Raw genomic sequence first — 26,210 nt, 5'->3', positions numbered from 1 at the left:
ACCGCCAAGCCCGGGTGCAGGCGCCAAGGCCGCTACAGTGCTGCCAGACCTGTCCCAAACACTGCGTGCACCGCCTGCACCAGCCCTTTTTTTCAGAAACTTACCCAACGGAGCTTCCCATGAGCATCAAGTTTTCCAAAGAGCACGAGTGGATCAACACCGCCGACACCAACGCCGCCGTGGTCGGCATCACTGTCCACGCGCAGGACGCGCTGGGCGATGTGGTGTTCGTCGACCTGCCCGCCGTGGGCACCACCTTCAATGAAGGCGAAGTGGCCGGCGTGGTCGAATCCGTCAAGGCCGCGGCCGACGTCTACATGCCCGTGAGCGGCGAGATCGTCGAAGTCAACGAAGCCCTGCGCGACGACCCCTCCCTGGCCAACAGCGACCCGCTGGGTGCCGGCTGGTTCTTCAAGGTCAAGCTGTCCGATGCATCGCAACTGGATGCCCTGATGGACAAGACCGCCTACGACAGCTTCGCGGCCGGCGCCTGACGCCCAGCCCGCAGCCGTACCGCCCCAGCTTTTGAGATAGGTCCCCTCCATGCTGATGTCTGCCCCCGCCCCTGTGGAATCGCTCCACGCCCTGGAAAACCACAGCGAATTCCTGCCCCGCCATATCGGCATCGACGCGCAGGATGAAGCGCACATGCTCAGCGTGATCGGCGAAGCCTCGCGCGCCGCGCTGATCGACTCCATCGTGCCCAAGGCCATCCGCCGCAGCCGCGCCATGCAGTTGCCGGCCGCGGTGACCGAGGCCGAGGCGCTGGCAGAGCTGAAGGCACTGGCGGGCCAGAACCGCGTGCTCAAAAGCTTCATCGGCCAGGGCTACTACGGCACCCACACGCCGGGGGTGATCCTGCGCAACATCCTGGAGAACCCGGCCTGGTACACGGCCTACACGCCCTACCAGGCCGAAATCTCCCAAGGCCGCATGGAGGCGCTGGTCAACTTCCAGACCATGGTCACCGACCTGACCGGCATGCCCATCGCCAACGCGTCCATGCTGGACGAGGCCACGGCTGCCGCCGAAGCCATGACGCTGGCCAAGCGTTCCGTCAAATCGAAGAGCAACCGCTTCGTGGTGGCGGGCGACACCCACCCGCAGACCATCGAGGTGGTGCAGACCCGCGCCGCGCCGCTGGGCATCACCGTGGTGGTGGCCAACTCCAAGGAGGAGTGGGACGCGGCACTGGCGGATGGCTTCTTCGCCGCGCTGATCCAGTACCCCGCCAGCAGCGGCTGGATCGCGGACTGGAAGGCCGATGTGCAGGCCATCCACGCCCAGCAGGCTGCGGCCATCTTCGCTACCGACCTGCTGGCCCTGACCCTGCTGACGCCGCCCGGCGAAATGGGCGCCGACATCGTGGTCGGCAGCACCCAGCGCTTTGGCATGCCCATGGGCGCGGGCGGCCCGCACGCCGCCTTCATGGCCTGCCGCGACGAATTCAAGCGCTCCCTGCCCGGCCGCCTGGTCGGCGTGAGCGTCGACGTACACGGCAAACCCGCCTACCGCCTGGCGCTGCAGACCCGCGAACAGCACATCCGCCGCGAAAAAGCCACCTCCAACATCTGTACGGCCCAGGTGCTGCCGGCGGTCATCGCCAGCATGTACGCCGTCTACCACGGCCCGCAGGGCCTGGCGCGCATCGCCCGCCGCGTGGCCCGCCTCACGGCCATCCTCAGCCGCGGCCTGACCCAGATGGGCTATTCCAGCCGCCACCACGGCACGGCCTTCGACACCATCTCGCTGCACACCCAGGGCGCCACCGATGCCATCGCCGCCCGTGCGGTCGCCCAGGGTGCGAACCTGCGCAAGGCCTGGAACGAATACCTGTGCATCAGCCTGGATGAAACCAGCACCCGCGCCGATGTGGAACTGCTCTGGAGCATCTTCGCCCAGGACGGCCAGGCCCTGCCCACGGTCGAGGCCATGGACGAAGGCGCGCCCTCGCTGATCCCCGAAGGCCTGCAGCGCCGCAGCAGCTACCTGACCCACCCGGTGTTCAACACCCACCACTCCGAAACCGCCATGCTGCGCTACATCCGCAGCCTCAGCGACAAGGACCTGGCGCTGGACCGCAGCATGATCCCGCTGGGCTCGTGCACCATGAAGCTCAACGCCACCAGCGAGATGATCCCCATCACCTGGCCGGAGTTCGCCCACATCCACCCCTTTGCCCCGGCCGACCAGTTGCAGGGCTATGCCCAGCTGGACGCCCAGCTGCGCCAGTGGCTGTGCGAAGCCACGGGCTACGCCGGCGTCAGCCTGCAGCCCAATGCCGGCAGCCAGGGCGAATACGCCGGCCTGCTGGCCATCAAGGGCTTCCACGCCGCACGCGGCGAAGCCCACCGCAATATCTGCCTGATCCCCAGCAGCGCCCACGGCACCAACCCCGCCAGCGCCCAGATGGTGGGCATGCAGGTGGTGGTCACCAAGTGCGATGACAACGGCAACGTCGATCTGGCCGACCTGCAGGCCAAGTGCGAGCAGCACAGCGCCAACCTGGCCTGCGTGATGATCACCTACCCCAGCACGCACGGCGTGTTCGAGACCCAGGTGAAGGAACTCTGCGCCCTGGTGCACCGCCACGGCGGCCGCATCTACGTGGACGGCGCCAACATGAACGCCCTGGTCGGCGTGGCCGCCCCCGGCGAATTCGGCGGCGACGTGAGCCACCTGAACCTGCACAAGACCTTCTGCATCCCCCACGGCGGTGGCGGCCCCGGCGTGGGCCCGGTCTGCGTGGTGGAAGACCTGGTGCCATTCCTGCCCGGTCACGCCGCAGGCGGCATTGCCGGCCAGGTCGGCGCGGTCAGTGCCGCCCCCCTGGGCAATGCGGCCGTGCTGCCCATCAGCTGGATGTACATCCGCATGATGGGCGCTGCAGGCCTGCAGGCCGCCACGGAAACCGCCATCCTCAGCGCCAACTACATCAGCGCCCGCCTCAAGGACCATTTCCCCACGCTGTACGCCTCGGCCAACGGCCATGTGGCGCACGAGTGCATCCTGGACCTGCGCGGCCTGAAGGACACCAGCGGCGTGATGGCCGAAGACGTGGCCAAGCGCCTGATCGACTACGGCTTCCACGCCCCGACGCTGTCCTTCCCGGTGGCCAACACGCTGATGGTGGAGCCCACCGAGAGCGAGCCGCTGGCCGAGATCGACCGTTTCATCGCCGCGATGATCGCCATCCGCGAGGAAATCCGCCAGGTCGAAGCCGGCCGCTGGGACCGCGAAGACAACCCGCTCAAGCACGCACCCCACACCGCCGAGCAGGTCGTGGGGGACAACTGGCAGCACGCCTACGGGCGCGAAACAGCGGCCTATCCGCTGCCCGCGCTGCGCCGCAGCAAGTACTGGAGCCCGGTGGGCCGCGTGGACAATGTCTATGGCGACCGAAACCTGTTCTGCAGCTGCGTGCCGCTGGACGCCTTTTCGGAGTGACTTTTCAGCGGAAATTCCACACCACCTAGGGATAGCCCTTGTAGCCGCCCCTGCGGGCGGCTTACACTGCCCCTCCCTGTGGCGTGACACACCCGCGCTGCGGCACCACTTCTATGAGCCGCCCGGACCTCTCCTTTCTGCTGCAACACGAAGATCCTGACGCCACGCAGGATCTGCTGCCCCCTGCGCCGTCGCTGGCGCCGGTCTATCCCAATCTGGACGCCTGGGAAGCCACCGAGCACAGCGCCGACGACCCGCTGGCCGCGCTGATCGCCGAGCTGCGCAACTACCAGGCCGAGCTGGAAATCCAGAACAAGGTGCTGGACTACAGCCAGGCGGTGGCAGAAAGCGCGTCCGAACGCTTCGAGGCGCTGTTTTCCAGCGTGCCGCTGCCGCTGCTGGTGATCGACGAGCACGACATCGTCATCCAGGCTAACGCCATGGCGCACAGCGCCTTCCAGTCGCCCAGCCAGGACCGGCTGCTGGCCTCCTTCATGCCCTTTGTGGTGCCCGAAGACGCCGACCGCGTGGCCCAGGCCTTTCTGGAAGCCCGCCAGCAAGGCCGCAGCGAAGTGCACGAAGTGCAGTTCTCGGTGGCCCAGGGCCATGCCATGCAGGGCGATCTGCACATCGCCTGCATCGAAATCCCCCAGCGCACCGGCCCGGCCTCGGCCCAGTTCATGTGCGCCGTGGTCGACCAGGGTCCGCTGCTGGCCGAGCGCCAGACCCTGCAGGAGCGCAACACCCAGCTGCACGCCAGCGAGCGGCGCCTGGAGGCGGTGATCAACACCTCCATGGACGCCATCATCTGCGTGGACAGCCAGCGGCGCATCACCGTCTTCAACCCCACGGCCGCCACGCTGTTCCTGTGCCCGGTGCAGGAAGCCCTGGGCAGCCGCCTGGAGCGCTTTCTGCCCGATGCGGCCTATGCGCTGGAGCTGGCCCCGCTGACCACCCAGGCGGTGCTGGGCGAGATGACCGGCCGCACCGCCAGCGGCCGCGACATCCCGGTGGAAGTCGGCATCTCGTTCGAGCGCTATGGCGAAGGCGAGACCACCACCGTCTTTGCCCGCGACCTCACCAGCCGCAAGCGCGCCGAAGCCCAGCGCGGCGAACTGGAAGTGCAGCTGCGCGAATCGCACAAGATGCAGGCCCTGGGCACCTTGGCCGGCGGCATTGCGCACGACTTCAACAACATCGTCGGCGCCATCCTGGGCAATGTGGAACTGGCCATGGCCGACTGCGCCCAGAACAGCCCGCTGCAGGAAAGCCTGCGCGAGATCGAAAAAGCCGGCAAGCGCGCCCGCGACCTGGTGCGCCAGATCCTGACCTTCAGCCGCAACCAGCCCCCCCAGCGCCGTGCCGTGCATGCCGGAGAAGTGCTGCGCGACACCGAGCGCCTGCTGCGCGTGTCCCTGCCTCCGGCCATCGAGCTGCAGACCCACGTTCACGCCCAGCTGCCCGCCTTGCTGGCCGACCCCACCCAGGTGGAGCAGGCCCTGTTCAACCTGGCCACCAATGCCATGCATGCCATCGGCGAAGTCCGGGGCATGGTGCGCATGGAGGTGGAGCTGCAGGACCCCGATCCCCGCCTGCGCGAGCGCCTGGGTCTGGCCAACAGCCCCTACATCGTCTACACCGTGCAGGACAACGGCCCGGGCATGACGCCGCAGACACTGCAGCGCATCTTCGAGCCCTTCTTCACCACCAAGCCCGTGGGCCAGGGCACCGGCCTGGGCCTGGCCGTGGTGCACGGCGTGATGCGTACCCACGGCGGCGCCGTGGATGTGCACAGCCAGCCCGGCCTGGGCAGCCGCTTTGCGCTGTACTTTCCGGTCACCGAAGGGGTGGAACTGCCGCCCGTGGTAGCCGAGCCGCCGCGCGCTTCGGTGGTCAACAAGCCGGCCGCCGGCGCCATGCTGGCCGACTGCCATGTGATGTATGTGGACGACGACGAAGCCCTGGTCTTCCTGGTCAAGCGCCTGCTCAAGCGCCGGGGCTACCGCGTCACCGGCTTCAGCGACCCGCACGAAGCCACGCAGGCCCTGCACGCCGCGCCCCAGGAATACCACCTGCTGGTGACCGACTACAACATGCCCGGCTACTGCGGCGTGGATCTGGTGCGCGCCGCGCTGCAGATCCGCCCCGACCTGCCCGTGGCCCTGGCTTCGGGCTACATCACCGCCGAGATCGAGCAACAGGCCCTGTCGGCCGGTGCCCAGGCGCTGATCCACAAGCCCAATGACGTGGAAGAGCTGTGCGCCACCGTGGACCGCCTGCTGCATGGCGCCAGCGCCGAGCCCCCAGCCTGCTGAGCACTGCCACCTGCCGATGACCGAGATGTGTGCCCAGGCCACCGCGCCGCTGCATTGCCTGTTTGAAGACCCGCACCTGCTGGTGCTGGACAAGCCCGCCGGCCTGCTGTGCGTGCCCGGGCGCGGCCCGGACAAGCAGGACTGCCTGAGCGCCCGCGCCCAGGCCCGCTGGCCCGACGCGCTGATCGTGCACCGGCTGGACATGGCCACCTCCGGCATCGTGCTGATGGCCCGCAGCCTGGACGTGCAGCGCCGCCTCAGCCTGGCCTTCGAGCAGCGCCGGGTGCACAAGAGCTATGAGGCCGTGGTCAGCGGCTCCCCGGACGCAGCGCTGCAGCAGTGGCAGGACCTGCACGCACCGATTGCCGCCGACTGGGAACGCCGCCCGCTGCGCGTGGTGGCCCCGGAAGGCAAGCCCAGCCATACGCGCTGGCAGCGGCTGGAGACCTGGCTGCAACCGGTGCAGGGGCAAGCACAAGCGCAAGAGCTGCCCGTCAGCCGCCTGCGGCTGGAGCCGGTGACCGGCCGCACCCACCAGCTGCGCCTGCACATGCAGCACCTGGGCCACCCCATGCTGGGCGACGCCCTGTACGCGCCACCGGACATTGCCGCCGCCACCCCGCGCCTGCTGCTGCATGCCTGCACGCTGGCGCTGCAGCACCCCATCACAGGGCAGGACATGCACTGGCACAGTGCAGTGCCATTCTGAGCCGCGCGCGCTTCCTGCGCCTTTCTGCCCCATCCCGCAGCCGTCCTGCGCCAGCCCTGCCCCGGGGAACCCGGGATGAACCCCAAGACCGGGCCGACACAGTTCAAACCCGGTTTGTCCCTGCGCAAAAAACCATAAGAAAAATACGCCTGTACGGCGCTCTGGAATTAAATAGCCTGCTATTCATTTCATAGACAGTAAGGGCTGACATCCGTCTGACGCAGGGTTTTCACTGCGGCGCTTGAAACCTGCACTTCAGCGCAAAAGCTTTTACAGATTTGCAATATTCCTGCAATCTTCCGCCTGCACAGCGCCCCTGCGGTGGGGGTATCAAATTTGCAGGCGCTTGCTCCATAGGCAAAAACCCTGTTGTTGCACCTACCCCGGCCGATAAGCTGTGCTCCTTGCCAATTTCCCCGCCTCGCATTTGGCATGGACATTGCAAACCCTCCGGATATCTCGACACTTCACCACAACAGAGAGGATTTTTATGCGCACTCCGTTCCGTATGCATGCCGTGGTTGCGGCACTGGGTCTTGCTGGCGCCGCGTTCCTGGGCACGGCCCACGCACAGGCCATCAAGATCGCCATGGTGATCCCCACGACCGGCCCTCTGACGCAATACGGTGACATGGTCAAGGAAGGCGCAACCACGGCCGTGGAAATGGCCAACGCCGCTGGCGGCATCAACGGCAAGAAGATCGAGCTGGTGCCGGTGGACGACGCCTGCGAACCCAAGCAAGGTCCCGTGGCCGCCAACCGCGTGGTCAACAGCAAGATCGGCTATGTGATCGGTCCCGTCTGCTCGGGCGCCTCCATCGCTGCAGCCCCCATCTACAACAACGAAGGCGTGGTCGTGGTCACCCCTTCCGCCACGTCGCCCGCGCTGACCGATGGCAAGAACTACCACTTCATCTTCCGCACCATCGGCCGTGACGACCAGCAGGGCCCTGCCGCTGCCAAGTTCATCATCAGCCAGGCCAAGCCCAAGAAGGTCGCCATCCTGCACGACAAGCAGTCGTACGGCCAGGGCATCGCCGCTTCCGTGCGCGACGACCTGAAGAAGGCCAACGTGCCCGTGGCCCTGTTCGAAGGCATCAACGCCGGCGACAGCGACTACTCCGCCGTCATCACCAAGCTCAAGGGCGCTGGCGTGGACTTCGTCTACTTCGGCGGCTACCACCCCGAAATGGGCCTGCTGCTGCGCCAGGCTGCCGAGCAAGGCCTGAAGGTCAAGATGATGGGCCCCGAAGGTGTGGGCAACCCCGAAGTCAACGCCATCGCCGGCGCCGCCGTCGAAGGCATGCTGGTGACCCTGCCGGCCGACTTCTCCGCCAACCCCAAGAACGCTGCCGTGGTCAAGGCCTTCAAGGATGCCAAGCGCAATGCGTCGGGCGCCTTCCAGCTGACCTCGTTCGCCGCCGCCCAGTCGCTGCTGGACAGCATCAAGGCCGTGGGTGACAACCCCGCCAAGGTGGCGGACCACCTGCACAAGGCCACGATCGACACCGTGATCGGCCCTGTGTCCTGGTCCAAGCAGGGTGACCTGAAGGCCTTCGACTTCCAGGTCTTCCAGTGGCACAAGGACGGCAGCAAGACGCTGGCCAAGTAAGCCGCTAGCCAGCTAGCACCACGGGGCAGGACAGCCGCACCCATCGGCGTTCCTGCCCCGTTTCTTTAACCCGGGCCTCCCGCCATCCTTGCCTGTGGCCCTCAACGGCGGAAGAGACACCATGTCTGACTTATTGCCCCAGCTGATACAGCAGCTTTTCAACGGGCTCTCTCTCGGAGCCATCTATGCCCTGATTGCCATCGGCTACACCATGGTCTACGGCATCATTGGCATGATCAATTTCGCCCATGGCGACATCTACATGATCGGGGCCTATGTCGGCCTGGTCACGCTGTCGGCCGTGGGTACGCAGGGCAGCCTGCCCATCTGGGCCGTGATCGGCCTGATGCTGGTGGTCGCCGTCATCATCACCGGCGTGTACGGCCTGGCCGTCGAACAGGTGGCCTACAAGCCCTTGCGCAACAGCCCCCGCCTGGTGGCGCTGATCTCCGCCATCGGCATGTCCATCTTCCTGCAGAACTGGGTGGCCCTGGGCCAGGGCGCGCGCGACATGGCCGTGCCCTCGCTGTTGCCCGGCGCCATCAACTTCCACATGGGTGACAACTTCGAAGTCTTCATCCCCTACGCCCGCATGCTGATCATCGTGGTGGCCGTGGTGCTGATGGTGCTGCTGACGCTGTACATCAAGCATTCCCGCATGGGCCGCGCCTCGCGCGCCTGCGCACAGGACATGCACATGGCCAGCATGCTGGGCATCAACACCAACCGCGTGATCTCGTTCACCTTTGTGCTGGGTGCCGTGCTGGCCGCTGTGGGGGGCGTGCTGATCGCGCTGGCCGTGGGCAAGCTCAACCCCTTCATCGGCTTCATCGCCGGCATCAAGGCCTTCACGGCCGCCGTGCTGGGCGGCATCGGCTCCATCCCGGGCGCCATGCTCGGCGGCGTGATCCTGGGCGTAGCCGAAACCTTTGCCGCTGCCTACATCTCGTCGGAATACAAGGACATCGTGGCCTTCGGCCTGCTGGTGCTGATCCTGCTGTTCCGCCCCACCGGCCTGCTGGGCAAACCTGAAGTGGAGAAAGTCTGATGCACCGCCTACGCCTTCAACTCGGGCCGGCGCTGCTGGCTGCCCTGGTGACCGCGCTGGTGGTCACCCCCATCTTCGGTCTGCACCTGGAACGCGCCGGCATGCGCACCACCCTGGTCCCGCAGTGGGACTACGTGCTCTGGGCCTGCGCCATCGTGTTCGTCTGGCAGCTGGTGCGCCCCGCCGTGCGCGGCGTCACCCGCACCTGGAGCCTGCCTTCGCTGCCGGCCATACCGGAGCGCCACCGCAACGGCCTGATCCTGGCCATGCTGCTGTTCGCCGTGTCCTGGCCGTTCTTTGCCGGCCGCAATGCGGTGGACATCGCCACCCTGGCCATGATCTACGTGATGCTGGGCCTGGGCCTGAACATCGTCGTGGGCTTTGCCGGCCTGCTGGACCTGGGCTTCGTGGGCTTCTATGCCGTGGGCGCCTACACCTATGCCCTGCTCTACCACTGGGCGGGCTGGAGCTTCTGGGAAGCGCTGCCGCTATCCGGCGCCATGTCGGCCCTGTTCGGCTTTGCCCTGGGCTTTCCGGTGCTGCGCCTGCGCGGCGACTACCTGGCCATCGTGACGCTGGGCTTCGGTGAAATCATCCGCCTGCTGCTGGTCAACCTGACCGACTGGACCGGCGGTCCGGACGGCATCTCCAGCATCCCCAAGCCCACGGTGATGGGCCTGCCGATGACCCGCTCGCCCCTGACCGAGGACGGCACCACCTTCCACCAGTTCTTCGGCCTGGAGTTCAACTCCATGCACATGGTGATCTTCCTGTACCTGATGGCCCTGCTGCTGGCGGTGGTGACGCTGCTCATCAGCAACCGCCTGATCCGCATGCCCATCGGCCGGGCCTGGGAAGCGCTGCGCGAAGACGAGATCGCCTGCCGCTCGCTGGGACTGAACCCCATGAAGATCAAGCTCTCGGCCTTCACGCTGGGCGCCATGTTCGCCGGCTTTGGCGGCGCCTTCTTTGCGGCGCGCCAGGGCATCGTCAACCCCGAATCCTTCACCTTCATCGAATCCGCGCTGATCCTGGCCATTGTGGTGCTGGGCGGCATGGGTTCGCAGATCGGCGTGATCGTGGCAGCCATCCTGCTGACCGTGCTGCCCGAGCTGGCCCGTGAATTCTCCGAATACCGCATGCTGATCTTTGGTCTGGTCATGATTTTGATGATGGTCTGGCGCCCGCAGGGCCTGCTGCCCATGAAGCGCCACCACGTGCAAGTGCCCCAAGCGCCCTCCGCCAAGGGAGACGCCGCATGAGCCATATCCTGGAAGTCAAGGACCTGAGCATGCGCTTCGGCGGCCTGCTGGCCGTCGACGGCGTGCAGCTGGCGCTCAAGCCCAAGGAAATCTTCGCCATCATCGGCCCCAACGGCGCCGGCAAGACCACGGTGTTCAACTGCATCAGCGGCTTCTACCAGCCCACCACCGGCCAGATCGCACTGGAGAGCCAGTCGATCGCCGGCCTGGGCAGCCACAGCGTGGCCCAGCGCGGCGTGGTGCGCACCTTCCAGAACGTGCGCCTGTTCAAGCGCATGACGGCGCTGGAAAACCTGCTGGTGGCCCAGCACCGCCGCACCAGCGCCTCGGTGCTGGGCGGGCTGTTCAACACCAAGTCCTACCGCCAGAGCGAACGCGATGCCATGGACCGCGCCCTGCACTGGCTGGACTTCATGGGCCTGCGCGAGTTCGCCAACCGCGAGGCCGGCAACCTGGCCTACGGCCACCAGCGCCGCCTGGAAATCGCCCGCTGCATGATCACCGAGCCCAAGGTGCTGATGCTGGACGAGCCCGCTGCAGGCCTGAACCCGCAGGAAAAGAAAGACCTGCAGGGCCTGATCGACCGCCTGCGTAACGAGTATGGCGTGGCCGTGCTGCTGATCGAGCACGACATGGGCCTGGTCATGGGCGTGTCCGAACGCATCATGGTGATGGAACACGGCAAGCCGATTGCCGAAGGCACGCCCGAGGAGGTGCGCAACAACGAACGGGTCATCAAGGCCTATCTGGGAGAGGCATGATGTCCAAGACCATGTTGGAGCTGGAGCACGTCTCCACGCATTACGGCGCCATCTGCGCGGTGAACCAGGTCAGCCTGAAGGTGAACCAGGGTGAGATCGTCACCCTGATCGGCAGCAACGGCGCAGGCAAGACCTCGCTGCTGATGACCGTCTGCGGCGGCCCGCGCGCCAGCAGCGGCACCATCCACTTCGAGGGCGAGGACATCACCTCCCTGTCCACCCACCACATCATGCGCCGCGGCATCGCCATCTCGCCCGAGGGGCGCCGCGTGTTCTCCGACCTCACCGTCACCGAGAACCTGCAGATGGGCGGCTTCTTTCTGAACAAGGCCGAGATCGAAGACGGCAAGGAGCATGTCTTCAAGCTCTTCCCGCGCCTGAAGGAACGCGCCAACCAGCGCTCGGGCACCATGTCCGGCGGCGAACAGCAGATGCTGGCCATCGGCCGCGCGCTGATGAGCAAGCCCCGCCTGCTGCTGCTCGACGAACCCACGCTGGGCCTGGCACCGCTGATCATTGCGCAGATCTTCGAGATCATCCAGACCATCCGCGCCGACGGTGTGACCGTGTTCCTGGTGGAGCAGAACGCCAACCGCGCGCTGCAGATTGCCGACCGCGGCTATGTGCTGGAAACCGGCAAGGTGGTGCTGGAAGACAGCGGCGAAAACCTGCTGAAGAACGACCAGGTGCGCAAGGCCTACCTGGGCGGCTGAACTAAACCCCGCCGGTCGCGCGCCACAGGCCCGGGCGGTTCGGGCAAGCCGGGCCACGCGGACAAACAGGGCAGTGCCACCATGCACTGCCCTTTTTTTGCGCCTGCCCGCCCGGCGGCCCTGGCCAGGGTGTCCCCCACCGCCGGTTTCGGCCCCTGATGTGACGCGGAGCTGCCGCCGCAGCCGCTACCATCGGCAGCATGCAAAACCGCCCCCTCACCATCCTCACCGGCGCTTCGCGCGGCATGGGCCTGGCCATGGCCGAACAGCTGCTGCAGCAAGGCCACCAGCTGATCACCATCGCCCGCCAGCGCAACGCTGCCCTGGACGATCTGGCCGCCCGCCTGGGCGTGCCGCTGCAGCAGTGGCAGCACGACCTGGCCGCCCCTGCGCAGGCTGCCGCCGCCCTGCGCGACTGGCTGCAGGCACAGGACGCCACGCAGTTCGCCAGCGCCACCCTGATCAACAACGCCGGCGTGATCCCGCCGATTGCCCCGCTGTCGCACAGCGACTGGTCGGCCGTCAGCAACGGCCTGCGCGTGGGCCTGGAAGCGCCCATGCTGCTGACCAGTGCCTTTCTGCAGGCCACCGAGCACTGGACGCAGCCGCGCAAGGTGCTGAACATCTCGTCCGGCCTGGGCCGCCGCGCCATTGCCTCGCAGGCCACCTACTGCGCCGCCAAGGCCGGCATGGACATCTTCTCCGCCTCGGTGGCACTGGACGAAGCCGCCAAGCCCCACGGCGCACGCATCTGCTCGCTGGCACCCGGTGTGATCGACACCGACATGCAGGTGCAGCTGCGCACCAGCGCCGCCACCGACTTCCCGGATGTGGAACGCTTTGCCCAGCTGCACGCCAGCGGCAGCCTGACCTCGCCCCAGGATGCGGCCGCCCGCAACCTGGCCTGGCTGGAGCGGGCCGACTTCGGCCAGCAGGTCGTGGCCGACGTGCGCCAGCCCTGAGAGTGTGGCGGCGATGGACCGGTTCGCGCCCCACGACCCAGGCCATCGCAAATAACGACACCTTCAAGCAAGGCCGCGCCCCTCACCCGGCCCGGGCCATGCCCGGCCCGGCGCCAGCGGCCAGAGCCACCACGCAGCGCGCCATGGCTAGCCAGTTATTCAGCCAGACTGCGCTTTTCTAGCGAATCCCACACCCCGCCCGGCGCGCTGCGGGCCAGCGCCGCCCACGCCCTCTGCCCGGCGTGCACCGCACCCACACGGGGCGGTGCGCATTTTGGTGCCCCGGTGCTCACCACAACGGGGAATGCCAGCTAATATGCCTGCCTTCCCCACGCAACTGCGTGCTTTGTGGGCCTTGTGGCCGCTGCTCCCGATCGGACAGATGCCACCAACCATCGCCACGCTGGCAACCCCGGCAGGCACAGCACGCATGTCCGTGGGGTCGCCCCGGCACAACCGCCTGGGCCTGAAGCTCCGAAACCCGGAGCAAACCCTCTTGATGGCGGACCCACCCTCCCCGATCATCGAAACAGCCCACTCTGTGATGGATCTGCACCTGGCCCTGTCCGGCCTGCGCAGTCCCAGTCTGACCCTTGTCACCGGAGCCTTTTTTCCATGTTTCGCCAACTGATCACCTGCACCTCCATGGCCTTGGCCCTGGGCGCCACTGCCACCCACGCATTCGCACAAGGCGGCACCCAGGACTACCCCAACAAGCCCATCCGCCTGGTGATCCCCTTCCCGCCGGGTGGTGGTACCGACATCCTCTCGCGCGTCATCGCCAACAAGCTGACCGAAGCCACCGGCTGGACCGTGGTGCCCGAGAACAAGGCCGGCGCCGGCGGCACCATCGGCATCACCGAAGCCGTGAAGTCCCAGCCCACCGGCTATGACATGGTCATGGGCCAGAAGGACAACCTGATCCTGGGCCCCTATCTGTACAAGAACCTGCCCTGGAACCCCACCAAGGACCTGACGCCGGTTGCGCACATCGCCTACACCCCGGTGATCATCGCCACCAGCGCCAACTCGCCCTACAAGACCATCGGCGACGTGATCAAGGCTGCCAAGGCCACGCCCGGCAAGATCACCTACGGCTCGCCCGGCAACGGCACCAGCATCCACATCGCCGGCCACATCTTCGAGAAGGCCGCCGGCATCCAGCTGACCCACGTACCCTACAAGGGCTCCAACCCCGCGCTGATGGACGCCATCGCCGGCAACGTGGACCTGCTGGTCTCGTCCATCCCCTCGGCCATCGGCCAGATCAAGGCCGGCAAGCTGCGCCCCCTGGCCGTGACCTCGGCCAAGCGCTCGTCCTCGCTGCCCGACGTGCCCACCATGCAGGATGCGGGCATGAAGAACTTTGACGTCAGCACCTGGTACGGCCTGTTCATGCCCGCCAACACCCCGGCCGCCATCACCCAGAAGATGAACGCCGAAGTGAACAAGCTGCTGGCCCTGCCCGAAGTGCGCGAAGCCATCCTGGCCCAGGGCGCCGAGCCCCAGGCCCTGTCCATCAAGGACTTCGACGCCATGTACAAGGCCGACTTCAGCCACTCCAAGGCCGTGGTCGAAGCCTCGGGCGCCAAGATCCAGTAAGCGCGTCCCCCGCGCTGGCGCACAAAGCCCTTGCCTTGCGGCAAGGGCTTTTTTCATGGGCAGCCGGCCGGCAGCAGACAGCCGGCGCGCAGCGGCAACGTCCTGCGGGGACGACCTGCGGGGCCACCAGACACGGTGGCACCCCACGGCATGGGCCCTCCCTGGCGCCTGCGGCATGCCGTCGCCCGCACAGCGGCTCCGCTCACGGCCACCGTGCTGCGGTGCTGCCGCACCAGCAACGCCCCCACCAACCCATGCGCTCATGCACCCATGCAAAAAGGCAGCCGAAGCTGCCTTTTGGGTTGGCTGCTGCATGGCCCAGGCCATGCAGCGCGGATGCCCCTGCGAATTACTGGCGCACCACCAGCACGGGGATGCGGGCTGCGCTCAGCACGCGCTGGGCCACGCTGCCCAGCACCAGCTTTTCCAGACCACGGCGGCCGTGCGAACCCATGACGATCAGGTCGGCGCCCACGGAGTCGGCCACACGCACAATGCCTTCGTGCACCGCGTGGCCCTCGCCCACCATGGTCTTCACGTCCACGCCGGCTTCGTCCATCTGCTTCTTCACGGCTTCCAGGGCGGTGTTGGCTTCGGCGGTGGCAGCGCTCAGGTACTGGGCCTGGCCGTAGGCGAAATCGGCGCCCACGCCGGTGAAAGGATAGGGGTCCAGCACGTAGACGGCCGTCACTTCGCTGCCAAAGGCCTTGGCCAGACCGGCGGCCTTGGCCACGGCATGCAGCGAGGTTTCAGAACCATCAACGGGAACGAGAATGTGCTTGAACATGGCAGAGAACTCCTGTTTTATTCCAATGGAAACGTTCCGGCGCGCACTGCGCGCCCTTGAAACACAGTCTGCAGCCTCGCGGCTGCGGGCGTCTTGACTTCCGTCAATCTTGAACGGATTGCAATTCCTTGTCACCCTGAAATTCACCACGGCGGCAGGTCACCACCAGGGTGTCGCGCACCCCGCCGTCCTGCAAGGGCTGGATGGGTGTGGACTCGTGGATCATGCGCGCGTCGTCCATCAGCATCAGCGACCAGGGCTCGGTCAGCGTGAAGCGCTGGCCGGCGGGGCCGTTGGCCTCGAACACGCGGGTCTCGCCGCCCTTGATGTGGGCGCGGTTCACCAGGAACACCGCCACCAGGTCCACACCGTCGCGGTGCGCGCCTTCGGGCGTGGGGCGGCCAATGCCCTGGGCCGTGTCGATGCGGAACTGATGCGCCTCCACATAGCAGGGGCCGGGCACAGGGGCAGGATCGAACAGCGCACTGGACAGCGCGGCCAGCTGCTCCACCAGCTGGTGCCACACTGGCAGCGCTACCGTGGCATCGGACATGGGGGCAAACATGCGCTGCATGCCGCCATGCAGCGCGTTGTATTCCACCGGCTGCCAGTGGGCACGGTGGGGTACCTGGCGCAGCACGCCCTGCTCCACCACAAAGCAGGAATGGCGGCGGAAGCGGTAGCGGCCGCCATCGCGCAAAAAGGCATCGGGCGGCAGGTCGGACCAGTCGGGGTCCATCTGGTGCAGCTCGCCCAGCGTGGTTCCCAGCCACAGCGCCACATCGGAAGGCTGGAGCACGGCAAAACCGTGGTCACGGATCTGCGCCACCACATGGGCAGGCGAGTGGTAAGGGGGGGCAAAGCTCAATTGGGACATGGTGGCCTACAGCTTACTCCGGCTGCAGGCCGGCTTGGAGCAGTTGCGTCAATCTGCCCGTCTTTTGCCTGCACGTGGGCGCCCCGTGTGGGACGCCGTCAGCCATCTCCAGCACCTTCTCACTGCGTTGCCCCCCCGCACCGGCGCCCGGGCTGCGCGCAGCGGAACACGGCCGTGCGCAGACGGTGTGCAGGCCATGCGCAAGCCGTCCGTGCCAGACACGCCACTCCCCGGCCCGGCCGCAGCACCCCGCACGCCCCCGCGGCACCCCACGGCGGCCCGCGCATCCCGCGGGGTCTGCGCACGCACATTGACATGGCCCCGCAGCCGCCTGCGCCGCCCTGCCTAGAATGCGCCATCGCTTTCGCTTCCCCTGACCATGGCCCACGAACCCCGTTTGATGCGCAGCCTGCGCGCCCTGCTGCACCACCACCGTACGGCGGCCCTGGCCACCCTCCAGCCGGCTGGTGACGGCACACCGGCCACGCCTTTCGTGTCGTTTGTGCCCTATGCCATCGACACCGCCCACAGCCAGTTGGTGCTGCACCTGTCGGGTCTGGCGGCCCACACGCAGCAGTTGCAGGCCCAGCCGCTGGCCAGCCTGATGGTGGTCCAGCCGGAGTCGGCCGACGCCCCGGTCCATGCGCTGGAGCGCGCCACGCTGCAGGTGCGCGCCAGCACCCCCGAGCGCGGCAGCCCCGCCTGGGACGCCGCCCGCAGCGCCTACCTGGCGCGCTTTCCCGATGTGGGCTTCATGATGGAGCTGGGCGACTTCCGCCTGGTGTGCCTGGCGCCGCTGGCCGCACGCCACATCGCCGGCTTTGGCGCCGCACGCGATGTCGCGCACGAGGAACTGCTGCAGGTGCTGCAGGCCCCGCCGCAGCCCGGGGACTGACAGCGTCCGCCGCGCACCCTGTCAGGCAGGGGCACGCGCAACGGCGCCCCTGCCCGGCCTACGCCCGTTTGGCAGCACCTCCTTCCGAACGTACCCACCATGCAAAAAGCCCGAAACCGGTTTCGGGCTTTTTTCTTTTGCGATGACAGGCTGCGGTGGCGGCACAGCGCCACCGCGCCGGGTCAGGCGTTGGCCGCTGCCGGGGCAGCGGCGGCCTCCAGCTCTTGCAGCTGGCGCCACATCACCTTACCGCTGCCGCTCTTGGGCAGAGCGTCGGCAAACTGCACAATGCGCGGCACCTTGTAGACCGCCATGTGTTCGCGGCACCACTGGACGATGTCTTCCTCGCTGACCTGACCCTTGAAGGCCTGGCGCAGCACCACCACCGCCTTCACGGTCTCGCCACGGTAGGCATCCTTGGCGGCGATCACGCAGGCTTCCTGGATGGCCGGGTGGCTGAACATCAGCGCCTCCACCTCGGCCGGCCAGACCTTGAAGCCGCTGGCATTGATCATGCGCTTGAGGCGGTCGGTCAGGAAGAAATAGCCTTCCTCGTCCATGCGCCCCAGGTCCCCGGTGCGGAAGAACTTCTTGCCGCCGATGTCCACGAACGCCGCGCGCGTGGCCTCGGGGTTGTTCCAGTAGCCCTGGAACACCTGCGGGCCGTGCACCAGGATTTCGCCGGTCTCGCCCTGGGGCATTTCCTCCAGCGTGTCGGGGTTGGCCACAAACGATTCCGTGCCCATGAAGGGAATGCCCAGGCACTGCTGCTTGGGGTGGTCATACGGGTTGTTGTGCGAGGGCGCGGCCGTCTCCGTCAGGCCGTAGCCTTCCTGGTAGGACAGGTCGAACTCGTCCTTGAGCCGCTGGGCCACGGCCTGGGGCATGGCCGCGCCGCCACCACCGATATAGACCAGGCTGCTCAGGTCGAAACTGCGGTAGTTGGGGCTGCCCATCAGGTCGATCACCATGGTGGGGATGTTGGTCCAGTGCGTCACCCGGTACTGCGAGATCAGGCGGCCCGCCACCTCGCGGTCCCAGCGCGGCAGCAGCACCATGGTGGCGCCCAGCACGATGTTGCAATGCATCATCGACACCATGCCCGTGATGTGGAACATGGGTACCACGGCCAGGGTCACGTTCTCACTGGTGCTGCCGCCCCAGACCGAGCTGGCCATGGCGTTGTGCATGATGGAGCGGTGCGTGTGCATGCAGCCCTTGGGCAGGCCGGTGGTGCCGCTGGTATAGGGCAGCACGCTCAGGTCGTCCGGTCCCACTTCCAGCGCCGGCACCGGGGCCGTGGTCGCGACCGCGTCCTTCCAGCTGCTGACGCTGCCGCCGTCCAGCGCAGGCAGGGCGCGTGTGGGCTTGAGCCAGGCTTCCCAGGCTTCGGGCATGGGTTCGCAGGCCGCGCCTTCGGGCAGGTAGTCGTTGAGCTGGGTAACCACCATGTGCGACAGGCGGTCAGCGGCCGCCAGTGCATTGCTGGCCTTGGCCAGCTCGGTCGCCAGATCGGCCGTGGTGATGGCCAGCTTCACGCCGCCATCGGTGATGTAGTGCTTGAGCTCTTCGGCCAGGTTCATGGGATTGACCGGCACCACCACCGCATTGGCGCGCTGGATGGCGAAGTGCCCGATCACCAGCTGGGCCATGTTCTGCATCAGCAGGATCACACGGTCGCCCTTGCGCACGCCCTGGGCATGCATGTGGGCGGCCAGGCGCTCGGCGGTATCGGCCATCTCGCGGTAGCTTATGCGGCGCCCGAAGAACACCAGGCCTGCCTTGTCCGGATAGCGGCGCGCGCTGATTTCCAGGTTGTCCCACAGGGAGGTGGCAGGCACAGTCAGCGCGTGGGGAAGGCGGCGAGGCCAGAAGGCGTGATGGGGACGCATGACGGAGAGATTCTTCTACGGGTTGGACACCCCATGAGACTAGGCCGCGCCAGCCCCCTCGACATTAGGACGGCACCCTAGCCCGCGTCGCTTGTGCGACCCGATCTGACCTGCACGTCAACCAAACACACCACCACCCCCTGGCGCCCGCCTGACCAGCCACTACCGGTACGCCCCACTGCCGGGCAGGCTGCTTTCCTGCCCGGCGTGTCAGCCGCGCCTGACAAAAAATGTCTTTCCAGGAAAAGAAACTTACAAAAAAACACAGGCATTGCAGCCCCCCGCTGCCGCCTGCCTACCGCCTTCCCGCCCTCGAACCAGGATCCCCCATGAGCCCCGCAGCCTTCGCCGACACCCGCCGCCCCAAGTCGACACGTGCCACCGAGCCGCTGCACCGCGAAGCCACCATTGGCCTGCTCTACCTTACCCGCTGGCCCGAGCAGCTGACACAGCTGACCGAACGCGACCGGCTGGTCCACCGCATCTGCACCCTGCTGTCCAGCAAGCCCCGTGCGTCCCACCTGATCCCCCCGCTGGTGCAAGCTCCGAAAGACGATGTGCAGGCCGCCCTGCGCGCCCTGCTGCAAACCGGCTGCATCCACATCGGCCGCAGCGCCACCGAGTCCTGCAGCGCCAGCCGCCCGCATCCCGTCCACGCTCCGGCTCCCGCCGCCACCCTGGACGAAGCCGCCTCCAGCATCCGCCCCTCGGCCACCAGCGCGCCAGCAACGCCTGTGTCGTCCGTATCGCCCCTGCACCCCGCAATGCCTGCATCGCCTGCATTGCCCACCACACCCGCCACCCGCTTAGGCAAGCTCTGGTCCCGGCTGTCGGCCTGACCGCCCACGTGCCGGCTGCGGCGCAGCCGCTTACAGCCGGTAGCTGTTGCCCAGGGCCGGAATCGTCACCTGGCCCCAGCCCGGCAGCGCCTGCAGCCGCTCGGACAGCGCGGTAGCCGACTTGGCTTCCCCATGCACCACAAACGTCTGCTTCGGCACCTGGGTGAACGCCCCGGCCCAGTCCAGCAACGCCTTCTGGTCGGCATGGGCGGAGAACCCGCCCAGGGTGTGCACCGAGGCCCGCACCGCAATGTCGTCGCCCATCAGCCGCACCCGTTTTTCCCCATCCACCAGGCGGCGGCCCAGCGACCCGGCAGCCTGGAAGCCGCAGATCAGCACCGCGCATTCCGACCGCCCCAGGTTGTTGTGCAGGTGGTGCAGCACCCGCCCGGCATCGCACATGCCGCTGGCCGACAGAATCACCGCACCGCTCTTGATGCGGTTGAGTTTGATGGAATCCTCCACATCGCTGATGAAGTGCAGCTGCCGCCACTGCGCCAGCCGCTGCGGGCTGCCCAGCAGCTGCCGAGTCTCGGCGTCAAAAGCGGCAAAGTGCTTGAGCGTGATGGCCGTGGCCGTCACCGCCATGGGCGAATCGACAAAAATCTCCATCGGCGCCAGCCGCTGCTGCGTCGCCAGCTGGGCAAAGTGGTAGAGCAGCTCTTGCGTGCGCCCCACGGCAAAGGCCGGAATCACCACATTGCCGCGCGGCACGGTGCGGTTGACCACCTCCACCAGTTCCTCCAGCGTGGAGCTGCTGTCCTTGTGCAGGCGGTCGCCGTAGGTGGATTCGATCAGCAGCACATCGGCATCGGCAATCGGCGTGGGGTCGCGCAGGATGGGCCGCCCGGGCTGGCCCAGGTCGCCGCTGGCCACCAGCTTGCGCGTGCCGCCCAGTGCGTCGCTGAGCCAGATCTCCAGGATGGCCGAGCCCAGGATGTGCCCCGCATCGCGCATGCGCACCTTCACCGCGGGGTGGGGAGAAAAGGTCTGGTTGTAGGGCTTGGCCTGCACCAGCGACACCGCCAGCTCCGCATCCTGCACGGTGTAGAGCGGCGGCTCCAGCGCCGGCTCCCGGCCGTGGCGCGGCTCCCGGGCAGCGTGCTTGCCGACCGATTGCTGGGCACGGCGCTGCTGCCGCTCGACCTCCATCATCTGGATGTGCGCACTGTCCTTGAGCAGCACATCCAGCAGATCGGCGGTGGCCGCCGTGGCATAGATGGGCCCGCGAAAGCCCCGTGCCGCCAGCTTGGGCAGCAACCCGCTGTGGTCGATGTGGGCATGGGTCAGCAGCACAAAGTCGATGCGGCGCGGGTCAAAGCCGAAGGCCTGCTGGTTGTGCTCCTGGGCGCCGTGGCCGCCCTGGGCCATGCCGCAGTCGATCAGAAAGCGGCAATCCCCCAACTCCACCAGAAAGCAGGAACCGGTAACCGTCTGCGCGGCCCCGTAAAACGTGATCTGCATCGCAACACCCCTCCCTGTGCACGCGCCCGTGCGGGCGCCCTGGACCTGGGGGCACTGCCCAGGCCATACTTGGACAAACTGTAACAGCCACGCGGACGAACGGTTGCACACCCGCCACAGCCGCGCCACCGGCGCGCTTGGACTTTGCGCTTCAGCGCCGGCGCAAGCGCCCGGCCTGCACCGCGCGGGCCACCCCTGCCCAAGCCGGGTCCGGCCGTCCCGCCACCAGGGCCTGCACATGGTCCTGCCACATCTGCGCCTGCTGCTCCACCTGGGCCTGCCAGAACTGCCGCAGCCGCGCCCTGGCGGAATGGCCGGCGCGGTAGGCATAAGGGTCCCGCCCGCCCAGCCACCCGGGCAGCAGCTGGCGCGCGTGCAAGGCTACGGCATGCCGCGTCACCGGCAGACCCTGGCTGCGCTGCAGCTGGTGCAGCAGCTCATGGGCGAACAGGCCCGCCACCGCAGCATGGTCCAGGCGCAGCGGCGCCTGCAGGCTTGCGCCGCCATAGCAGGCGCGCGGAAACGACAGCCAGCCACCGTTCAGGCACAGCGCCCGCCGCGTATCCCCCACCCGGCGCAGGCCCAGGCGCACCTGCTGCGCCAGCCAGCCCCCCTGTTGCGCACCGAAGTGCTGCAGCACAAAGCCCTGTTCAGCGGGCAGCAGGCGGCGCCAGAGCATGGGGCTTCTCATGGGGCTTCTGCGTGGTCGTGCCGCGCTCGGCGCATCAGTGCTGCAGCTGCTGCCAGACCTTGTCCAGCCGCTTGGTGCTGACCGGGTACGGCGTGCGCAGCTCCTGCGCGAAAAAGCTCACGCGCAGCTCTTCCAGCATCCAGCGGTATTCCTGCATGCGGGCGTCGACCTGGCCCTTGCGCTCGGCCACCAGGCGCCAGTAGCGCTGCTCCATGGGCTGCAGCTCCTTGAGCTTAGCGGCATCGCGGGCCGGGTCGGCGCGGTACTTGTCCAGCCGCGTGGTGATGGCCTTCAGATAGCGCGCGTAGTGGCCCAGCTGGCTCCACGGCGCCACGGCGATGAAATTCTTGGGCACCAGCTTGTGCAGCTGCTCGCCCGCATCCTTGGTGGCTTCGGGCGCATTCTTGGTGTCCTTGATCTTGCGCGCAGCGGCGGCGTACTCGGTCAGGATGGTGGCGCTCATGCGCGCCACTTCGTTGGCGATCAGGGTCAGGCGCCCCCGGCCATCCTGCACGCGCTGCTTGAAGTCGGCCTCGTTGGCCGGCAGCGGGTCCTGCAGGAATGCCCGGTCAATGGCCACGTCGATGATCTGGCCGCGCAGCTCTTCCTGCGTGCCCAGTGGCATATAGGCCACGGCCATCTTCTGCAGATCGGGAATGTTCTTTTCCAGGTACTTCAGCGCATCGCGGATCTGCAGCGCAAACAGGCGGCGCAGGCCCACGCGGTGCTTGGCGGCCGCCACCTCGGGCTCGTCGAACACCTCGATGCCGACGGCATCGCCATGGTCGATCAGCGCCGGGAAGCCTATCAGCGTGGTGCCGCCCTTCTTGATTTCCATCAGCTCGGGCAACTCGCCGAAACCCCATTCCTTGTAGCGGGTGTCATGGGCCTGCGCGGGCACGGTCTTCTCGGGCTTGCCGGCAGCGCCGCCCGCCTTGGCCGCAGCAGGTGCAGCGGGCCCACCGGCCTGGGTCGGGTGCGGCGCCTTCTGCGCGGACTCCGGCTGGCCCTGCACCACGGCGGCCACCTTCAAGGAGGCCAGCGCCTGGAACGCCCCGCGCGCCTTCACGCCCCACTCGGCCTTGAGCGCGCCCAGGTTGCGCCCCTGGCCCAGCTGGCGGCCATGCTCGTCCGTGATGCGGAAGTTCATGAACAGATGCGGGCTCAGCATATCCAGCTTGAAGTCGGCGCGCTTCACATCCAGCGAAGTCTCGTCGCGCACCTGCTTGAGCAGCACATCGATCAGCCCGCCCTGCGCCCAGCGCTCCACGCTGGTGAACAGCGTGGCCAGCCGCGCCGCGTTTTCGGGCAGCGGCACAAAGCGGCTGCGCGGGCGCTGCGGCAGGCTCTTGAGCAGGGCCTGGATCTTGTCTTTCAGCATGCCGGGCACCAGCCATTCGGCCCGCTCTTCCGACACCTGGTTCAGCACGAACAGCGGCACCGTCACCGTCACACCGTCGCGTGCATCGCCCGGGCTGTGCAGATAGGCCGCCGCGCAGTCCACCCCGCCGAGCTTGACCAGCTTGGGGAAGTTGTCGGTGGTGATGCCGGCCGCCTCGTGGCGCATCAGCTCATCCTTGGACAGGCGCAGCAGCTCGGGGTTGCCCTTGCTCTGCAGGCGGAACCAGTGGTCGAACGTGGCGCCGCTGTACACATCGCGCGGCAGCTGCTGGTCGTAGAAGGCAAAGATCAGCTCGTCGTCCACCAGCACGTCCTGGCGGCGGCTCTTGTGCTCCAGCTCCTCCACCTTGCGCATCAGCTTGAGGTTGGCAGACAGGAAATGCCATTTGGTTTCCCACTCCCCGGCCACCAGCGCCTGGCGGATGAACAGATTGCGCGCCTCGTGCGGATCGATGCGGCCGTAGCTCACGCGCCGGCCGTTGTAGACCACCAGGCCGTAGAGCGTGGCGCGCTCCAGTGCCACCACATCCGCCTGCTTCTTGCTCCAGTGCGGGTCCAGCAGCTGCTTGCGCAGCAGGTGCCCGCCCACTTCCTCCAGCCACTGCGGCTCGATCGCGGCAATGCCCCGGCCGTACAGGCGCGAGGTCTCCACCTGCTCGGCCGCCACGATCCAGCGGCCCGGCTTCTTGGACAGGTGGGCGCCGGGGTGGGGGTGGAACTTGATGCCGTGCGCACCCAGGTAGCTTTCGTTTTCCTCACCCTTGTAGCCGATGTTGCCCAGCAGGCCGGACAGCATCGACAGATGCACGGCCTCATAGCCGGCAGCCTCGTTGTTGAGCAGCCATTTCTGCTCCTTGACCACGGTGAGCAGCTGCGAATGGATGTCGCGCCACTCGCGCACGCGGCGGATGTTGACGAAGTTCTGGCGCAGCAACTGCTCCCACTGGCGGTTGCTGATCTTATGCGTGGCCTCCTGCGCCGGCTCGGCAGGGTTGAACAGCGCCAGCCGCTCCTCCACCGTGCCTTCCACCTGGGCGCCGCTGCCGCGCTGGCTCACCGGCAAAAAGGCCTGGCTGCGCGCGCTGGGCTTGGCAGCGGGCTGGTGCTGCGCCGCCATCTCGGCGCGGGTCTTGGCCACCACCTTGCCGCCACGCGCGTCCTGCAGCCATTTCCACAGCCGCAGATAGCCGGTGAACTCGCTTTTCTCGTCGTCGAACTTGGCATGCGCCTGGTCGGCCTGCTGCTGCGCTTCCATGGGCCGGTCGCGCACGTCCTGCACCGACAGCGCCGAGGCAATCACCAGCACCTCCGACAGCGCACCGCGCGCCCGCGCCTCCAGAATCATGCGGCCCACGCGCGGGTCCAGCGGCAGGCGCGACAGCTCCTTGCCCATGGCCAGCAGATTGCCGCGCTCGTCCACCGCGCCCAGTTCGGCCAGCAGCTGGTAGCCGTCGGCAATGGCACGGCCCGAAGGCGCTTCCAGGAACGGAAAATGCACCACATCGCCCAGGCCCAGTGACTTCATGCGCAGAATCACCCCGGCCAGCGAGCTGCGCAGGATTTCCGGGTCGGTGAATTTGTCGCGGCCGTTGAAGTCCACCTCGTCATACAGGCGGATGCAGATGCCGTTGGCCACCCGGCCGCAGCGGCCGGCACGCTGGTTGGCGGCGGCCTGGGAAATCGGCTCCACCAGCAGTTGCTCCACCTTGCTGCGGAAGGAATAGCGCTTCACGCGCGCCGTGCCGGCGTCGATGACATAGCGTATGCCCGGCACCGTCAGCGAGGTTTCCGCCACGTTCGTGGCCAGCACAATGCGCCGGCCCGTGTGGCCGTCGAAGATCCGGTCCTGCTCGGCCTGCGACAGGCGCGAGAACAGCGGCAGCACCTCGGCGCTGCGCAAAGTGGGCGAATGCTGCAGGTGCTTGCGCACATGGTCCGCCGCTTCGCGGATCTCGCGCTCGCCAGGCAGGAAGATCAGGATGTCCCCCCCCTTGCCGCCGGCCCACAGCTCGTCAACGCCCTCGGCAATGGCGTCGTTCAGGTCCTTGTCCTTCTCGCCCTCGAACGGTCGGTAGCGCATCTCGACCGGGTAGGTCCGGCCCGAGACCATGATCACCGGCGCAGGCCCGTCCTTGCCTTCAAAGTGCTTGGCAAAGCGGTCGGCATCGATGGTGGCCGAGGTCACCACCACCTTCAGGTCGGGGCGCTGGGGCAGGATCTGCCGCAGATAGCCCAGCAGAAAGTCGATGTTCAGGCTGCGCTCATGCGCCTCGTCGATGATCAGCGTGTCATAGGCCTTGAGCAGCGGATCGGTCTGCGTTTCGGCCAGCAGGATGCCGTCCGTCATCAGCTTGACCGAGGCGTTCTTCTGCAGCGTGTCCTGGAAACGCACCTTGTAGCCCACCACCTCGCCCAGCGGCGTGTTCAGCTCCTCGGCAATGCGCTTGGCGACCGAGCTGGCCGCAATCCGGCGCGGCTGGGTGTGGCCGATCAGGTGGCCGCGCACCACGCCCTTGTCGTCCGGCACCGCATTGATCTTGCCCCGGCCCAGCGCCAGCGCGATCTTGGGCAACTGCGTGGTCTTGCCCGAGCCCGTCTCGCCACAGACGATGATGACCTGGTGGCGGTCCATGGCCTCCATGATCTCGTCACGGCGGCTGGATACGGGGAGTTGCTCGGGGAAGGTGATCTTCAAAGACATAGGGGCGTGATTATCCCCGCGCGCGCGGCCCGCCGGCGCTGCCGCTGCAGATGGACCCACAGCAGGCTCTGCGCCCGCCCCGCAGCCAAGGCCCTGCGCGCCGGAACTAAATGGGTCACGGCATCCTCACACACAGTCGCTACCATGCGCCCAGCCGCCGCACACCCTCGCGGCCTGGCGCGTTCCGTCCCGCTGCAGCACCCTGCGGCGGGCTGCATTGACTGCCCCGCTG

General features: G+C 67.3%; 19 protein-coding genes. 13 read left to right on the top strand and 6 right to left on the bottom strand.

The annotated features are described in order from the left end of the window. The first annotated feature begins 119 nt into the window (after positions 1–119). From gcvH to KW830_RS02780, 11 genes are all read left to right on the top strand, one after another. Positions 120–494, top strand: coding sequence for a glycine cleavage system protein GcvH (gene gcvH, locus KW830_RS02830; protein ID WP_066532777.1), 375 nt, complete (start codon positions 120–122; stop codon positions 492–494). Between the two features lie 49 nt (positions 495–543). Then, positions 544–3,447, top strand: coding sequence for an aminomethyl-transferring glycine dehydrogenase (gcvP, locus tag KW830_RS02825; protein ID WP_218332023.1), 2,904 nt, complete (start codon positions 544–546; stop codon positions 3,445–3,447). A 113-nt stretch (positions 3,448–3,560) separates the two neighbouring features. Then, entirely contained in the window at positions 3,561–5,762 is a 2,202-nt protein-coding gene (locus KW830_RS02820) for a PAS domain-containing sensor histidine kinase (RefSeq protein WP_218332021.1), read from the top strand. Between the two features lie 16 nt (positions 5,763–5,778). Then, positions 5,779–6,471, top strand: a complete 693-nt coding sequence (locus tag KW830_RS02815) for an RluA family pseudouridine synthase (RefSeq protein ID WP_255578046.1) — start codon at positions 5,779–5,781, stop codon at positions 6,469–6,471. A gap of 490 nt (positions 6,472–6,961) precedes the next feature. Beyond that, positions 6,962–8,083: a branched-chain amino acid ABC transporter substrate-binding protein gene (locus KW830_RS02810; RefSeq protein WP_218332019.1), complete on the top strand. Its 1,122-nt coding sequence runs from the start codon at positions 6,962–6,964 to the stop codon at positions 8,081–8,083. Between the two features lie 121 nt (positions 8,084–8,204). Beyond that, positions 8,205–9,131, top strand: a complete 927-nt coding sequence (gene livH, locus KW830_RS02805) for a high-affinity branched-chain amino acid ABC transporter permease LivH (RefSeq protein ID WP_218332018.1) — start codon at positions 8,205–8,207, stop codon at positions 9,129–9,131. Continuing rightward, complete coding sequence (locus KW830_RS02800; protein WP_218332016.1) at positions 9,131–10,393, top strand: high-affinity branched-chain amino acid ABC transporter permease LivM; 1,263 nt, start codon at positions 9,131–9,133, stop codon at positions 10,391–10,393. Before livH ends, KW830_RS02800 begins: the two co-directional genes overlap by 1 nt. Beyond that, positions 10,390–11,154, top strand: coding sequence for a high-affinity branched-chain amino acid ABC transporter ATP-binding protein LivG (livG, locus tag KW830_RS02795; protein WP_218332014.1), 765 nt, complete (start codon positions 10,390–10,392; stop codon positions 11,152–11,154). Before KW830_RS02800 ends, livG begins: the two co-directional genes overlap by 4 nt. After that, positions 11,154–11,867: an ABC transporter ATP-binding protein gene (locus tag KW830_RS02790; protein WP_192333916.1), complete on the top strand. Its 714-nt coding sequence runs from the start codon at positions 11,154–11,156 to the stop codon at positions 11,865–11,867. Before livG ends, KW830_RS02790 begins: the two co-directional genes overlap by 1 nt. Before the next feature lie 200 nt (positions 11,868–12,067). Next, positions 12,068–12,829 carry an SDR family NAD(P)-dependent oxidoreductase gene (locus KW830_RS02785; protein WP_066532797.1) on the top strand — a complete coding sequence of 254 codons (762 nt, stop codon included), beginning with the start codon at positions 12,068–12,070 and terminating at the stop codon, positions 12,827–12,829. Positions 12,830–13,444: 615 nt separating this feature from the next. After that, complete coding sequence (locus tag KW830_RS02780) at positions 13,445–14,431, top strand: tripartite tricarboxylate transporter substrate binding protein (RefSeq protein WP_066532800.1); 987 nt, start codon at positions 13,445–13,447, stop codon at positions 14,429–14,431. Between the two features lie 349 nt (positions 14,432–14,780). On the opposite strand, the gene KW830_RS02775 is transcribed toward KW830_RS02780, so the two are convergent. Together KW830_RS02775 and KW830_RS02770 are read right to left on the bottom strand one after the other, a co-directional pair. Further along, positions 14,781–15,218, bottom strand: coding sequence for a universal stress protein (locus KW830_RS02775; protein WP_066532801.1), 438 nt, complete (start codon positions 15,216–15,218; stop codon positions 14,781–14,783). Between the two features lie 103 nt (positions 15,219–15,321). Next, a complete protein-coding gene (locus KW830_RS02770; protein WP_218332012.1) occupies positions 15,322–16,095 on the bottom strand; it encodes a 2OG-Fe dioxygenase family protein in 774 nt (257 codons plus the stop codon). Positions 16,096–16,474: 379 nt separating this feature from the next. On the opposite strand from KW830_RS02770, the gene KW830_RS02765 reads away from it, so the two are divergent. Continuing rightward, complete coding sequence (locus KW830_RS02765; RefSeq protein WP_066532808.1) at positions 16,475–16,990, top strand: HugZ family protein; 516 nt, start codon at positions 16,475–16,477, stop codon at positions 16,988–16,990. Between the two features lie 182 nt (positions 16,991–17,172). Here the strand turns inward: KW830_RS02765 and KW830_RS02760 are convergent, their stop codons facing one another. Further along, positions 17,173–18,882: a long-chain fatty acid--CoA ligase gene (locus KW830_RS02760; RefSeq protein WP_218332011.1), complete on the bottom strand. Its 1,710-nt coding sequence runs from the start codon at positions 18,880–18,882 to the stop codon at positions 17,173–17,175. A 329-nt stretch (positions 18,883–19,211) separates the two neighbouring features. Between KW830_RS02760 and KW830_RS02755 the strand changes: the two genes are divergently transcribed. Further along, a complete protein-coding gene (locus tag KW830_RS02755; RefSeq protein WP_218332009.1) occupies positions 19,212–19,721 on the top strand; it encodes a hypothetical protein in 510 nt (169 codons plus the stop codon). A gap of 30 nt (positions 19,722–19,751) precedes the next feature. On the opposite strand, the gene KW830_RS02750 is transcribed toward KW830_RS02755, so the two are convergent. The 3 genes from KW830_RS02750 to hrpA form a co-directional block, all read right to left on the bottom strand. Beyond that, positions 19,752–21,185: an MBL fold metallo-hydrolase RNA specificity domain-containing protein gene (locus KW830_RS02750; protein ID WP_218332008.1), complete on the bottom strand. Its 1,434-nt coding sequence runs from the start codon at positions 21,183–21,185 to the stop codon at positions 19,752–19,754. A 151-nt stretch (positions 21,186–21,336) separates the two neighbouring features. After that, positions 21,337–21,864: a hypothetical protein gene (locus KW830_RS02745; RefSeq protein ID WP_218332007.1), complete on the bottom strand. Its 528-nt coding sequence runs from the start codon at positions 21,862–21,864 to the stop codon at positions 21,337–21,339. 46 nt (positions 21,865–21,910) lie between these two features. After that, complete coding sequence (hrpA, locus tag KW830_RS02740) at positions 21,911–25,978, bottom strand: ATP-dependent RNA helicase HrpA (RefSeq protein WP_218332006.1); 4,068 nt, start codon at positions 25,976–25,978, stop codon at positions 21,911–21,913. Positions 25,979–26,210 lie beyond the last annotated feature (232 nt).

It is taken from the genome of Comamonas sp. CMM03, assembly GCF_019218715.1.
GTDB lineage: Bacteria > Pseudomonadota > Gammaproteobacteria > Burkholderiales > Burkholderiaceae_C > Comamonas > Comamonas terrigena.
Note: the sequence above shows the minus strand (reverse complement) of the source record. Positions and strands in the feature narration are given on the sequence as shown.